The sequence below is a fragment of the Cohnella sp. LGH genome (genome assembly GCF_017671885.1).
Taxonomy (GTDB): domain Bacteria; phylum Bacillota; class Bacilli; order Paenibacillales; family Paenibacillaceae; genus Cohnella; species Cohnella phaseoli.
Map to the genome: position 1 here is coordinate 4,402,591 of NZ_CP072117.1, position 13,084 is coordinate 4,415,674.

10 protein-coding genes are annotated in these 13,084 nt (G+C 58.6%); all 10 read right to left on the bottom strand.

All coding sequences use genetic code 11. From position 1 onward, the window contains the following. Nucleotides 1–98: 98 nt before the first annotated feature. The 10 genes from J4772_RS19010 to J4772_RS19055 all read right to left on the bottom strand — a co-directional run bounded on the left by J4772_RS19010 (nt 99) and on the right by J4772_RS19055 (nt 13,080). Nucleotides 99–446, bottom strand: a complete 348-nt coding sequence (locus tag J4772_RS19010; RefSeq protein ID WP_116060406.1) for an MmcQ/YjbR family DNA-binding protein — start codon at nt 444–446, stop codon at nt 99–101. 281 nt (nt 447–727) lie between these two features. Next, on the bottom strand, nt 728–2,035 hold the full coding sequence (locus J4772_RS19015) for an extracellular solute-binding protein (protein ID WP_209076718.1): 1,308 nt from the start codon (nt 2,033–2,035) through the stop codon (nt 728–730). Between the two features lie 11 nt (nt 2,036–2,046). Then, the gene (locus J4772_RS19020; RefSeq protein ID WP_209076720.1) at nt 2,047–3,612 is read right to left on the bottom strand and encodes a response regulator transcription factor; all 1,566 of its coding nucleotides are present in this window, start codon (nt 3,610–3,612) and stop codon (nt 2,047–2,049) included. Between the two features lie 2 nt (nt 3,613–3,614). Then, nucleotides 3,615–5,438: a cache domain-containing sensor histidine kinase gene (locus J4772_RS19025; protein ID WP_209076723.1), complete on the bottom strand. Its 1,824-nt coding sequence runs from the start codon at nt 5,436–5,438 to the stop codon at nt 3,615–3,617. 167 nt (nt 5,439–5,605) lie between these two features. Next, nucleotides 5,606–6,439, bottom strand: a complete 834-nt coding sequence (locus tag J4772_RS19030; RefSeq protein ID WP_246016475.1) for a carbohydrate ABC transporter permease — start codon at nt 6,437–6,439, stop codon at nt 5,606–5,608. Between the two features lie 22 nt (nt 6,440–6,461). Then, nucleotides 6,462–7,391 carry a carbohydrate ABC transporter permease gene (locus J4772_RS19035; protein WP_209076725.1) on the bottom strand — a complete coding sequence of 310 codons (930 nt, stop codon included), beginning with the start codon at nt 7,389–7,391 and terminating at the stop codon, nt 6,462–6,464. 97 nt (nt 7,392–7,488) lie between these two features. After that, the gene (locus J4772_RS19040) at nt 7,489–8,808 is read right to left on the bottom strand and encodes an extracellular solute-binding protein (protein ID WP_209076727.1); all 1,320 of its coding nucleotides are present in this window, start codon (nt 8,806–8,808) and stop codon (nt 7,489–7,491) included. Nucleotides 8,809–9,016: 208 nt separating this feature from the next. Then, nucleotides 9,017–10,090 carry a Gfo/Idh/MocA family protein gene (locus J4772_RS19045; RefSeq protein WP_209076729.1) on the bottom strand — a complete coding sequence of 358 codons (1,074 nt, stop codon included), beginning with the start codon at nt 10,088–10,090 and terminating at the stop codon, nt 9,017–9,019. Between the two features lie 194 nt (nt 10,091–10,284). Then, on the bottom strand, nt 10,285–11,328 hold the full coding sequence (locus tag J4772_RS19050) for an ABC transporter substrate-binding protein (protein ID WP_209076732.1): 1,044 nt from the start codon (nt 11,326–11,328) through the stop codon (nt 10,285–10,287). A 99-nt stretch (nt 11,329–11,427) separates the two neighbouring features. After that, entirely contained in the window at nt 11,428–13,080 is a 1,653-nt protein-coding gene (locus J4772_RS19055; protein ID WP_209076735.1) for a helix-turn-helix domain-containing protein, read from the bottom strand. Nucleotides 13,081–13,084: the final 4 nt, after the last annotated feature.

A 13,084-nucleotide genomic window follows, 5' to 3' on the forward strand; every position in this document is an offset into this window, starting at 1 on the left:
AGGCCATCACCGGAAGCTTGTACGAAGCTCTAGTGTGGCGGATGTGTGGAGGGACATTGGCGGAAAAAATAAATCTGTGAGGAGCGAGGAGGTTGCAGTTAGCGAAGAAGTTCGTTCGAATAGCGCTTAACGAGCGTTTTCGGGGCGACCTCCCGCCATGCGGCGGCGAGCAGCGAGCGAAGCTCGTCCCGATCGATCCGGTCGAGTCTTACAAAGACATAAGCAAGCGTGGCGTACTTCTCCGGAACGCTGAAAATATCGGGAGCAAGCGTCACCTGGGCTTCCCGCTCCTCCAACGACATCTTCAGCAAAGCAGTCGCGCCATCCGGCTGCTCGACGGCGAAAATTTTGCCTCTCACCCGATATGAAGGCTTATCCCAATGGGGATGTTCTTCCGCTTCAGGCAGCTCCAGCGCCAACTGGCGCAGTTCATCGTTAGTAACCATGGCGGCCTCCTTGCTTTTTCGTCGTACTTGCGTCTTCACTCTATTTTCGACATGTCCGATTCAATTTACTGCCGTCTCTTCGAAAAAAATGCGAATGATCCGGCCGATACGCGCGCTAGTTCAGCCGTTTGCCCGCCTCCTACGGTCTCCCAGACCGTTACACTCGCTAGATCAGCCATTTGCCCGCCTCCTACGGTCTCCCAGACCGTTACACGCGCTAGTTCAGCCGTTTGGCCGCCTCTTACGGTCTCTCAAACCGTTACGCGAGCCGGTCGTCTAACTCACTCCTGCAGCCACGCGTCAATCTGCTTCGCCAGTTGCTCGAGGCCGAGCTCAACGGGAACGCGGCCGCGCAGCATCCGTTCGAACATTTCGTTAAACGCTGCGTCGATTTTGGCCCAGTTCGCCACCGGCGGGCGGAGGAACGAGGCGTCCAGACTTTCTACATAGGGCCGAATTGTCGGACTATACGTTTCCTCCGATTCGCTAGCCTCGGCGTTCGTCGGCAGCAGTCCGGCCTTGAACATGAGCCGCTGCGCTTCCGCTCCCGCCATCCATCTCATGAACGTCCAGGCTGCCGGCTTGTGGCGGGAATTTTTCATCAGCACTAAATTTTCGCCGCCAATAATCGAGCCCTTCGCCCCCGGGTTATGCGGAAACGGAGCCAACAGCGTATCCCGCTGCAGCTTCTCGATATCGTAGCCCTCCACATTCGACAGTATCGTGTAATACCAAGGCCCCTCGTCCATCATAAGCAGTTCGCCGTTCAGCACCGCCTGCCAGCGCTCCGTTTTGCCGGACAGCACGTCCGCGCTGACGAGGTTCGACCCGACCAGCCGCTTTAACGTCTCCACGGCCCGGACACTCGCCGGACTATCCAAATAACCGCTCGCCCTCGTATAGTCCTTATTCGTGAGCTGCCCGCTAAGCCCGATGAAATACGGCAGCACCGCCCAAGTATTAATGCCGTTGACGCCAAGCTGGTAGCCGGTGCGCTCGCTAAGCGCAACCAGTTCGTCCATCGTCTCCGGAGGTTTCTGCAGTCCGGCCTTGCGCAGCAGCTCGCGGCTGTAGATCGCCGCCTTCGTATTGATGTTGAGCGGCAAGCCGTAGTAGCGTCCTTCATATTTGCCGGATTCAAGCGCCGACTTTAGAAGCAGCTCCGTCACGCGCGGCAGCTCGGGGTAAGCTTCGATCAGGTCGATTAGCCCCAGTCTGGCGAATTCCGGCAGCCAAGCGATATCCATGCGCACGACGTCCGGTCCAGCGCCCGAAGTCGTCTCGGCGATCAGCGAGCCCTTGAAATATTCGTACAGATGCTTAACCGACACAATGCGAATATCGGGATACTTCGCCTCGAAGGCCGGAATGACTTCCTCTTCGAAAATTTTTATCTCTACTTCGCTATACGTATGCCAGACGGTGATCACGTTTCTGGCTTCCGGCTGCATAACCCGTTCAACCTCGTCTCCGTCGATAATGCTCTCAGCGCCGCAGCCAGGCAGCAGAACGGCGGCCAGCGTCAGCCATAGAGCGGCAAGCCAGCGAAAGCCAAGCCCCATGACCGTTACGGCTGTGGGTTTCTCCACCGTCCTCCCCCCTATTGGCGCAGCAACTGGCGCTCACGGTATTCGACCGGCGACGCGCCGGTCGTTTTCTTGAACAGCTTGCTGAAATATTTGACGTCGTTGAAGCCGGCCCTCTCCGCCACCTCGTATATTTTGAGTCGCGGGTCCGCAAGCAGCTCCTTCGCCTTGCCGATACGCAGCCGAATCAAATAATCGATGAAATTGAAGCCTGTATGATGCTTGAATTGCAAGCAAAAATAATTTTTGCTCATATGAACGTAATCGGCCAGCTGCTGCAATGTAATCTCTCCCGTGTAATGCTGCGCGATGTAAGAGATCGCTTTGTCGATCAGCTGTTTGTTACCCTTATAAGTGTGCGAACCGGCGGCGAACGACTTCCGGTAGCCCCGGATTTGCGCCTGCAACAGCACGGTCAGTTCGTCAAGCGTTTCGCTGCGCTTCAGCTCCTCGAAGCCTTCGAGCAGCACGATCATCTCCTGCTCGTTAAGGAACAGCGTCGTTACGATCTCGAAGGCCTCGCGGCGGACCGCATCCGGGCTCGGTCGCAGCGCCTCCCAACGCCCGATCCAGGCGCGCACCAGCTTGTCGGCGGCTTCCGCGTCGCGGGAATGCGCGCATGTCTTCAGCTCCTGAAGCAGCTGGCCGACACTTGGATAATCGGACGCCCGCCGCTCCGCCTGCTCGGACGAAAGCGGGCCGTAGTGCCCGCCGCCCTCGAAAAACCGACGTTCAGCCGTCGCTCCGCTCCTCCGGAACACGTCCCTCAGTTCCCCCGCATCCCCTCCGAGCGCGACGCCGATCGTTACCTTGACCCCAAGCCGGGCCGCCCAGACTTCGGCAACGGCGTCAAGCTGAGTCGGCAAGCCCTCGTCTTCTCCGGAGGGCACAATCATCCCCAGCGTCCTCGAGCCGATCAGGAAAGCGACGCCTTCCTTTGCCGTCTCATAGAACAGCTCCTGCATTTCCTCCAGCAAAATGCCTCCATGCAGCTGGCCGAAACGCTCCTCCGTCTCCCTTAGCCCGTCGATGAGCACGGTACAGATCGCATAGCCGCGCCGCATCCATTCGGGAACCGCTTCCGCCTCCAGTCCTTCGTCGTCGTGGGCCAGCGCCCGTTTGACGTCCGATTCGAGCCGCTTGCGGTCCGAGACCAGCTTCGTCCTCCGGACCAACTGCCGGTCTTCCTCCTGGCGACGCTCCTCCTCGATCTGCCGCAAGCATTTGCGAACAAGCTCCAGCAGCCCTTCCGGCTCCAATGTCGGCTTCAGTAAATAATCGACGACGCCAAGCTTTAAGCCCTGGCGAACATATTCGAAATCGTTGTAGCTGCTGACGAGAATCACCTTTGTACGCGGATGCCGCTCCAGCGTCCGTCTCGTCAGTTCGAGACCGTCCATCACGGGCATTTTGATGTCCGTGATCAGAATGTCGACCGGCTCGCTCTCCAGCGACTGCCAGGCTTCGTCCCCATTGGCGAAGTCGCCGACGAGTCCGACGTTCTCCGATCCCCAATCGACCGACGCCTTAATTCCGAACCGGATGACCGGTTCGTCGTCTACGATCGCTGCCCGATACATCGTTATTCCCCCTCCCGCTTGACCTGCGCGTCGACCGGCTTGATCAGCTTCATGCGTACGATCGCGCCGCCCTCCGGGTCGTTTCCGATCCGCATTTCCGAGCCGGGCGGATAATAAAGCCGAATCCATTCGCGGACGTGCGTCAGCCCGATGCCCGTCATTCCGGAAGGCTCCGCGTCCTGCCGCGAATCGTCCAGCTTCTGCAGGTCGCCCGGCGAAATCCCGCGGCCGTTGTCGCGGATTACGATGGCGATCGCCTGCTCCGTCGCCCGGGCTTCGATCCAGATATCGCCGCCACCGCCAAGCGGAACAAGCCCGTGGAATACGGCGTTCTCCACGATCGGCTGAACGAGCATACGCGGCACCGGAAACATCTCCGCCTCCGGGGCGATATCCGCATGCAGCCGAAATTCTTTATCGTACCGAATTTGCAGAATGGACAAATATTTGGCGACGATATCCAACTCCTCCGCCAGCGTGACGAAGCTGCCCTTTTTGCCCATGTTCGCCTCAAGCAACAGCACGAGAGACGACAGCGCGTCGTACGCTTTGGCGCTCTGATTGTAGCGGACGAGCCACTTGATCGTACTAAGCGTATTGAACAGAAAATGCGGATTGATCCGATGCATCACCGCTTTAAGCTCCGCCTGGCGCTTGCTTTCGTTCACCTCGCGCACCTCGCGGACAAGCTCGTTGATCCGCCTGATCATCTTGTTGAATTGCTGGCTCAGCAGCCCGATCTCGTCCTTGGTTCTCACCTCCGTGCGCGCAGTGAAGTCGCCTCCCTCCGCCACCTTCATCTGCGAGGTCAGCTGCTGGATCGGCTTCGTCACCTGACGGGCCAGAATAAGACCGATCGCCACGGCAAGCAGCGCGAAGCCGAGCGCAGACGTCCAGATCATGCGCCGCATGCTCGTCAGTTGATCGGTAATCTCGTGAATCGGCACCGAGCCGACGACGCTCCATCCGTTGGCCAGCGGCTGCTTGATGTGGTAGAAGCGGACGCCGTCCTCCTCATGCTCGAACTCGGCGGCGCTGCCGGTGGCCGCCCATTCCCTCAGCTCGGGATCGGACAGCGGCTGTCCGAGTCGATCCAGCCGACGATCGATCACGATCGTGCCCGACTCGTCCACGACGAAAAATCCGCCGCTATTGCCGAGACGGATTTGTCCGATGCGATCCAATATTTTATTGCCGTCCAAGTTCACCAGCAGGTAGCCGATGTCGGCAAGCGACTCGAAATCCTTGATCACGCGAATTACGGGCAGCACCAGATCGTTGATGTCCCCGATGCCGCTGTACGGATCGTAAGCCAGCTTGCCCCACGCCGGCTCCCCGTCCTTCATTCGGGCCAGCTTCGCCCATTCCAGATCGTGCAGCGATTGGACGTAAATTTTCGACAGCTTAAAGGAGCCGCTGCCCCAGCTTGTGCCTTCCTCCCTCAGCACGTACAGCGTTTTGACGAAGGAGTTGGAGCCCACGTAGTTGTTCAGCAGATTGGACACGTACGTTTTGTAGGCCTCTTCCTCTTCTGGAGTCGGTGTCGTATTGCGCGCAGCTTGCTGCAGCTTGACGTCGCTGTACAAAATATTGGAGGCGTCCGTTCCCGCCAGCATAATCGCGGACAGCGCGTCCGCGGCCTGACGGACGAGCTGCAGCGAGGAGACGCGCACGTTCTTCTTCACGAGCTTCGACGAGGCATTGTAAAACAGCACGCTTGTCAGCGTCGGAATAAGGATGACGACGAGCAGGGCCAAAATCATTTTCGTTGCGAACCGCCTGCTTCCGCGAAGCCGCTGAGCCGCGCCCCAAACGAGCTGATTCATCCGCCTCCCCTCCCCGTACGTCTATTGTACACCGTCCGGAGGACGCGGTGAAAGCACTTTCAGCAGGGTGTATCATTTTCCGGAATTCCGTCCCCCGTCCGTCTTCGCACCTTAGCACCTCAGCAGCTCAGCCTCTCAGACCGTCAAGCTCGCAAGTACGCAAGTTTTCACCCTTTTACCGCCCCTTCGTTAAAGCCCGATTGCACGAACTTCTTCTGGAAAGCGACATAGATGAGAATAACCGGGAGCAGCGCGATAAGCGACGCGGCGAAAATTTGTCCGTAATTCGTGGCGTACTTGTCGTTGAACATCAGAATCGCGATCGGCAGCGTGCGCAGCGCCTCGCTTTTGATAATCGTCAGCGCCAGGAAGTATTCCTCCCACGTCGCCTGGAATACGAAGATCGCCAGCGTTCCCATTGCAGGCAGCGACAAGGGGAGATAGATGTTCCAATAGATACGCCAGCTTCCTCCGCCGTCAATCAGCACCGACTCTTCCAGCTCCCGCGGAATGCTCTCGAAAAACCCCCGCAGGAAAAACATATTGCCCACCACCCCGGCTGCGATGTAGATGAGCCACAAACCCGCGTAGGTGTTCACCAGTCCCATATTTTTGATGATGATGAATTGCGGAATGATGTTGATGACCGACGGGATCATCATCGTGAGCAGGAACAGGCGGAATACGCCCTCCTTGCCGGGAAAAGAAAACCGCGCAAAGCCGTATGCCGTCAACGAGCTGACGAGCAGCGCCCCAAGCATCGCGACCGATGTGAGCAGCATGCTGTTGCCGAAATACTGCGCGAAGTGGTTTTTGCCCCAGACCACCTGATAGTTGATAAAGTTGGGCGTGACGCTGAATACCTCCTCCGGCCGCGGCAGCGAGAACGTCGCCGTGAAGAAGGAAGTGAGAATCATATAAATAAACGGAAAGACGAACAGCAGCGCTCCGGCCACGAGTATGGCGTATACGGCGAGCTTCGTCATCCATGGCGTTCGCATGGCGCGATTCCTCCCATCGTCGTCAGAACAAGCGTTGCTTGCCGATCTTGGTCATCTGGTAATACGTCACGGCGAATACGAGCAGCCCCATCATGACGCCCATCGCCGCCGCTTCCCCGAAGTGGAAGTGCTTAAACGCCTCCATATAGATCAAGCTCGGAATGACCTGCGTCTGGTTCATCGGCCCGCCGGCCGTAATGAAGTATACCTGCGGGAAAAAGCCGAATGCGCCGTTGACGAGGTTGATCAGCACGAACACCGTAATCGGGCGCAGCATCGGCAGCGTCACGCGGAAAAATTTTCCTATCGCCGAAGCTCCGTCCATATCCGCAGCCTCGTACAGATCGCGCGGGATGCCTTGGAGGGCGGCCAAATAGATGACAACGCCCCAGCCGACCGTTTTCCAGATATGGAACAGCCAGATCATGATCATCGCCGACCAGTAGTGGCTCTTCCAGGCGATCGGCTCGGACAGGATGCCGATGTGCAGCAGCACGTAGTTGACGAAGCCGCCCGAGCCGTCGGCGAACAAATATTTGAACAGCAGCGCGACGACGATCCACGACGTTACGATCGGCAAATAGTATAAGGTGCGGAACGCGACCTTCATTTTCACGAATCGGGTATTGATGACGACGGCGAAAAAAACGGCCAGAAACCAGTTGATCGGCACGGTGACCGCGACGTTGAGGAACGTATTCTTCAGCGCGATCATAAACTTCCGGTTCGGATCGTCGAACACGGCCCGATAATTGTCCCACCCGACCCACGGGCTGTCCTGGCCGGGCAAAATGTTGAACTCCTGAAAGCTCACCTTGACGTTCTGGATCATCGGGTAGACGACGAAGACGAGCACGCCGACGATGCCGACCGCGATAAACGGAAGCGCGTTCAGCCATTGCGCCAGACCGGTTCGGAACCGGGATTTGCGGGATAACGTCGCTTGCGACACGGCTATGGCCTCCTTCTAAGAGATAGCGACGGCTGCGCCCCGAACGGTTTAAGCCCGGTTCGCTTGCGCAGCCGTCGTCGGTTGGACGAAGCGGCAACTATTCGCCCAGAATGGCGTTAATCTGCTTCACTGCGTCGTTCAGAGCCTCCGCCGCCGTCTGCTCGCCGCGAATCGCCTTCTCCAGGCTCAAGTTAAAGATCGTTTCCATCTCGCCCCATTGCGGGATCGGCGTGCGCGGCAGCGCCGTGTTAAGCTGCTCGATAAACGGGCCGATATACGGATTTTGACTCGCATCGATCGCCTGCGCCGCCTCGCGATTCGTCGGCACCATGCCGGCCTCGACCATGATTTGCTGCGGCTCCTTGCCAAGCATCCACTTCATGAACGTCCACGCTTCCTCCGGGTGCTTGGAATTGGCGAACGTGACGAGATTCTCGCCGCCGACGACCGAGATGCTGCCTCCGGGTCCGGCCGGCATCTGCGCCCTTACCGTCTGTTCGAGCGGGTTAAACGCGCTCTCCGCATCGCCAAGCATGATGCTGAAAAACCACGGCCCGTCGTCGATCATCATATATTGGCCCGATTTCAGACCGTCCCACGAGCCCGGCTCCCCGCCGAGCAGCGCCGGAATGACAAGCCCCTCGTTGTTCCAGCTCACGATCTTCTCGAGCGCCTCGACGCTTGCCGGGCTATTCAAGTAGCCGTCCACCTGCTTATAGTCGTCGCTGGTCACCTTGCCTCCGAGACTCCAGAAGTACGGCAGCACGCCCCAGGCCCCGATGCTCGATATGCCGATGCCCTGCTTTCCTTGCTCCTTGAGATTGCGAGCCGCCTGCACAAGCTCATCCATCGTCGCGGGCGCCTGATCCAGACCGGCTTCCTTTAACGTTGCCGCGTTGTAGATCGCAATTTTCGTATTCGTGTTCAGCGGCACGCCGTAATATTCGTCTTTGAAAATATTCGTCTGCATCGGACTGTCGAACACGCTGCTCTTCACATCGTCGAAGCCGGGCAGGTCGCTCAGCTTCTTCAACGCGCCCTTCGAGGCAAGCTCGGGCACCCAGATGATGTCCATCCGCATCAAATCCGGAGCCGCATCTCCCGCCACCGCCGCGATGACCTGATCCTTCAGCCCCTCGTACGGCATGCGTGTCAGCTTAAGCTCGATGTTCGGGTACTCGGACTCGAACTTTGGCTTGATTTTCTCCAGCAGCACCTTCTCCTCGGAATCGGAATACGTGTGCCAATACTCGATGGTAACTTTGGCTTCCGGACTCGCGGCGCTTGCAGACGGCGAGCTCGGTTTAGCACTTTCGCTTGCGCTTCCGCTTGGAGTCGCCCCGTTGTTGCCTCCGCCGCATGCAGCCAAAACGATAATTAATGCAAACGCCAGCAATGCCGATAAGCTTTTTTTCATCGATTGTTCTCCCCCGTCAACGTGATTTGGATGTCGTTGCCCGTTCAGTATGCGGGAAACCGAAGACCATCGGAAACCGCTTACATTACGCTTAAGGGGGATTCCGTTCCGTACTTCATCAAAGCTTCGATCGCGCGCATAGCAAAAAGGTGTCGAACGTTCCGATCGCAATCGGAATGCTCGACACCTTTTGTAGGGAGCCAGTCTCTTATTCTGCCTCGACCGCAACCGCGGCCCGGGCTGCGTTCGCCCGCACGACCGTCTCCAACAGCAGTTGGTTGCGATAGCCGTCCTCCAACCCGGCAAACAGCGGGTTGGCCGGGCGATCGCCGCGGATTCTCGCCGCAAACTCCGCCCACGGATTCAGCCCCTCGTTCCCGGCAACGTCGATCGTCTCCGTTACCGTCTCCCTGCCGTCCTCCGTCGGATATGTCCAGACGAGCTCACGGTCGTTCAGGGTGCTGACGCGCAGCGTTCCCTTCTCCCCGTATAGCGCAACCTCGTGCTGATTGCCCGAGCCGAGCGCGTTGCGCGACGTCTGGAACACGCCGACGGCTCCGTCCGCGAAGCGCGCATTAAAGCAGGCGAAGTCGTCGACACGAACGGGGACGGGCTCGCCACTCCTCAAATCCGCACGCTCCGGCACGATCGTCGTAAGCATCGCCTGAAGCTCGGCCATGCGGCCGCCGGTCAAATATTCGGCAACATCGATCATATGCGAGCCGAGGTCTCCGAGCGTGCCTGTCCCTGTTACCGCCTCGTCGAAGCGCCATAGGAACGGCGTATTCTTCACTGTCGAGCCCCAGTCCTGCAAATATTGCACGAACAGATGATTGATGCGGCCAAGCTTGCCTTCGGCGACGAACTTTCGCGCAGCTTGGAAGGCCGGTCCGTTGCGATACGAGAAATTGATCAGCAGCGGAATCGGACTGCTCCGATACGCCTCCAGCACCTCGCGCGCTTCGTCCAGCGTCCGCGTCAGCGGCTTCTCCGCGAACAGCGGCTTGCCGGCCGCGATGCAGCCCAGCAAAATCGCCGCATGCGAATCGTTCGGCGTCACCGCTACGACGCCTTCGACCCCCGCATCGGCGATCAGCGCCCCGGCTTCGCGATAGCGCCGCTCCTCCGACACGTTCAGCCTGGCGCCGACTTCGGCCATCGCTTCCTCGCTAACATCGCACAGGGCAACGATCCTTACGCCCTCGACCTTCTCCAGCTGCTCGATATGAAACCGCGCCATTCCGCCTAATCCGATAACTCCAACGTTAACTTGCCTGCTCAACGCGATCGCCTTCTTCCTTGTAGATAAGGTATCGCATTATCGATTCGCAGCCTGCGGCAAAATTCCTGCAAGCCGCGGCAACTTTCGAATATAAAACACGGAATCGGAACGGGCGACCCTTTCGCCGCGTTATAGACAAAAACCTCCCGGCCCGCCAGCGGCGGGAACGGAAGGCTTTTCTTAACAAGCATTTTTTATGGCGCAATACTCTCCAGCACGTCCTCAACGATCTGTCGATTGGCGATGATTCCCGTGTACAGCCAGCTCGAGTCTGCGGGATATTCGTGGACATTGCCGTTTTTAACCGCCTTGACGCTCTGCCAGACCGGGTCCTTCAGCGCCTCCGACCCGGTTGCGGTATCGCTGTTGACCAGGAAAATGTGATCGGCGTCCAATTCGGACAAAGCTTCCAGCGACACCGATTTCCAGATGCCGCCCTCGCCTTTGGAGATGCGCTGGACGAGCTCGGGAACGGCAAGTCCGAGATCCCGGTACAGCACGTCGCCGCTTGACTGATTGTCGCTGACCATCCAGAACGTCTTCGAGACCAGCCAGATGGCAGTTGCGGAAGGACGCTTGTCGCCATACTTCGCATCGATCTTATCGCGTGCGCTCTGCAGCTCTTTCTCATACGAGTCCAACGCTGCCTGCGCTTCGTCGGCTTTGCCCAGCGCCTCGCCCACCTTCTGCAGCGCCTTGCGCCAGTCCGCATTCACTTCTTGGCCAAGCGCGTATGTCGGAGCGATCTTCGAATAGGTGTCGTATTTTCCGTCCGCAATAAGCGATTCGTCCCCGATCAGAATTAAATCCGGCTCCAGGCTGGTTACCGCTTCGAATGGAAGATCGTGCGGTACCGTCTGGATATTCGCCAGTTCTCCTTGCAAATATCCCATCGGCGAGCCGCCGACCGACCACTGCGCCACCGGAACGACGCCAAGCGCCACCAAATAATCTTCCAGATAAGAAGCAAGCACGCGCTGCGGCTTGGCAGGCACGATGACCTCGTGACCGAGCGGGTCGACCAGCGTTCGCTCCGTCGGCTCTTCCTTCTGAGACTCGCTAGCTTGAGGGGACGACCCCTGATCCTGAGACGGTGTCGCCTGTTCCGTACCGGCCGGCTCAGTCGCGGCTGCATTCCCCGCTTTATCATTATTGCCGCCGCACCCTGCAAGCAGCATGCTCATCATCGCGGCGACAACCAGCACGTACAACAATCTGTTTCCACGTTTCGAATCCATTCTTCGTTACTCCTCCCGAATATATAACCTGTCGGCTAAATTGAGATCGATTCTCATTATCACCAGACAGTTTTATTTTATCAGGAAGGACGCGCCCGTCTATGGATTAAAGTCATTCTTTTCATGCACAAAAACGCAGGGACCGCCGCCTGCTCCCCTATGCTTCAACAGCAGCTCCCTCTGCAGCTCAAGCTGTTTGATCATCGACAGCACGTCCGCGGAGTGAAAAAGCTGCCGGTCGATAAAGTAGATGCGGTTGCGACGGTACGCATCGAGCGAGCTCCATACCGGATGCTGCATCATCCGGGTAACCCATTGTTCGCTCTCGGCCGTAAACGGATAACAGACGAACATATGGTCCGCCGCATACTCCGGCAGCTGCTCGATCCGCAGCTCGGTAATCATGCCTCTGCCCATAACGTGCCGTCGAACGCTCTCCGGGGGCTCAAGCCCCATCGCCCGATACAGATTGTACCCTCCGCGGCCGTGAAACTCGCTGAATACCCAGACGCTGTCGGAACTAAGCTCGTAGAGGCCGACCGTCTCGCCGGGGGCGATCGCCTCGACGATTTCCTCCCGGATTTGTTTCGCCCGTTCCATATAGCCGGACACGCAAGCTTCGGCTTCTTCGCGCTTGCCTAGCGTCTCGGCCAAGCGGCGCATCCGATCGACCGGATCTCCGTAAGGAACGATCATCGTCGGCGCGATCGCCTGCAGCTTGCCGATCAGCTCCGAACCGAGCCACAGCGGAACGACGATCAACTCGGGCTCCAGATCGATAACCGGCTGTACCGATGTCCGGCCGACGTCCGCGATCCCCTGCAATTCCTCTCGCAGCAGTGGATGTTTCGCCAGCCCGTAGAAGTAAGAGGCTCCGACCGGCTGTACGCCGAGCGCCAGCAAGCTGCCGATCAAATCGTAAATGACGACCCGCTTCGGCTCGCGCAAATAAGCCTTCGGCGAGAACCCCGTCGCCTGCTTGAACTTTCGGCTTAAATACAGCCCGTTAGAGTAGCCGACATTGCGCGCGATCTCGTCCAGATTGTCGCGGGTGAGCAATAGCTGCTCCTTCGCCTTGCGAATGCGGATGTCGGCCAAATAGTCGGCGAAGCCGATTCCGGTCTCCTGCTTGAACAGCCCGGAGAAGACGCGCGGATGAAAGCCGGCCAACGCCGCCATCGCTTCTCTCGTGATCTCCTCCTGGTAATGCTGCTGCAAATGCGAGATCACCGTACGGATCGCCGTCCGGTGGTCCGGAGCCGCAGCTTGGCTCATAGCCGTCGAACCGATCTCCCTAAGCTGCAGCAGCAGCTCGTACAGCAGGATGTCCCTGCGCATAAGCTGAACGTCGCCGGCATCCGCCGAAGCGGAAGCGGCCAGGATGTCCCGAATCAGCTCTGCCGCCCGATAGGAAGCTCCGGTCTCTATCGCCCCGTCCGTCAGCCAGCCGTTCGTCCATTCCCGATAGACGCCCGCTTCGTCCGCCGCTTCGCTGCGGCGAACGATCCTGAAGCGGACGCAGGCGACTTCGAGATGGCGCCGATCGGCCGCCTGCATATCTACCAGCCGGTTCGGGTTGCAGAAGACCACCGTCCCCGGATGCAAAAGCCATTGCTCCTCGTCGATCGAAAGCCGACCTTTGCCCCCAAGGACGGCAAACAGACAGTGGCCGTCCATCCAGCGCCTGTCCGCTCCATCCGCAGCTTGCAGCACGGTCCGCCATGCACCCGTACACGTATATAGTTCATCCATAGGT

Bases quoted from the DNA above. Each gene is read 5' to 3' on its own strand.
- J4772_RS19010 (WP_116060406.1), bottom strand. From the start codon at position 446: ATGGTTACTAACGATGAACTGCGCCAGTTGGCGCTGGAGCTGCCTGAA.
- J4772_RS19020 (WP_209076720.1), bottom strand. From the start codon at position 3,612: ATGTATCGGGCAGCGATCGTAGACGACGAACCGGTCATCCGGTTCGGA.
- J4772_RS19025 (WP_209076723.1), bottom strand. From the start codon at position 5,438: ATGAATCAGCTCGTTTGGGGCGCGGCTCAGCGGCTTCGCGGAAGCAGG.
- J4772_RS19030 (WP_246016475.1), bottom strand. From the start codon at position 6,439: ATGCGAACGCCATGGATGACGAAGCTCGCCGTATACGCCATACTCGTG.
- J4772_RS19040 (WP_209076727.1), bottom strand. From the start codon at position 8,808: ATGAAAAAAAGCTTATCGGCATTGCTGGCGTTTGCATTAATTATCGTT.
- J4772_RS19050 (WP_209076732.1), bottom strand. From the start codon at position 11,328: ATGGATTCGAAACGTGGAAACAGATTGTTGTACGTGCTGGTTGTCGCC.
- J4772_RS19055 (WP_209076735.1), bottom strand. From the start codon at position 13,080: ATGGATGAACTATATACGTGTACGGGTGCATGGCGGACCGTGCTGCAA.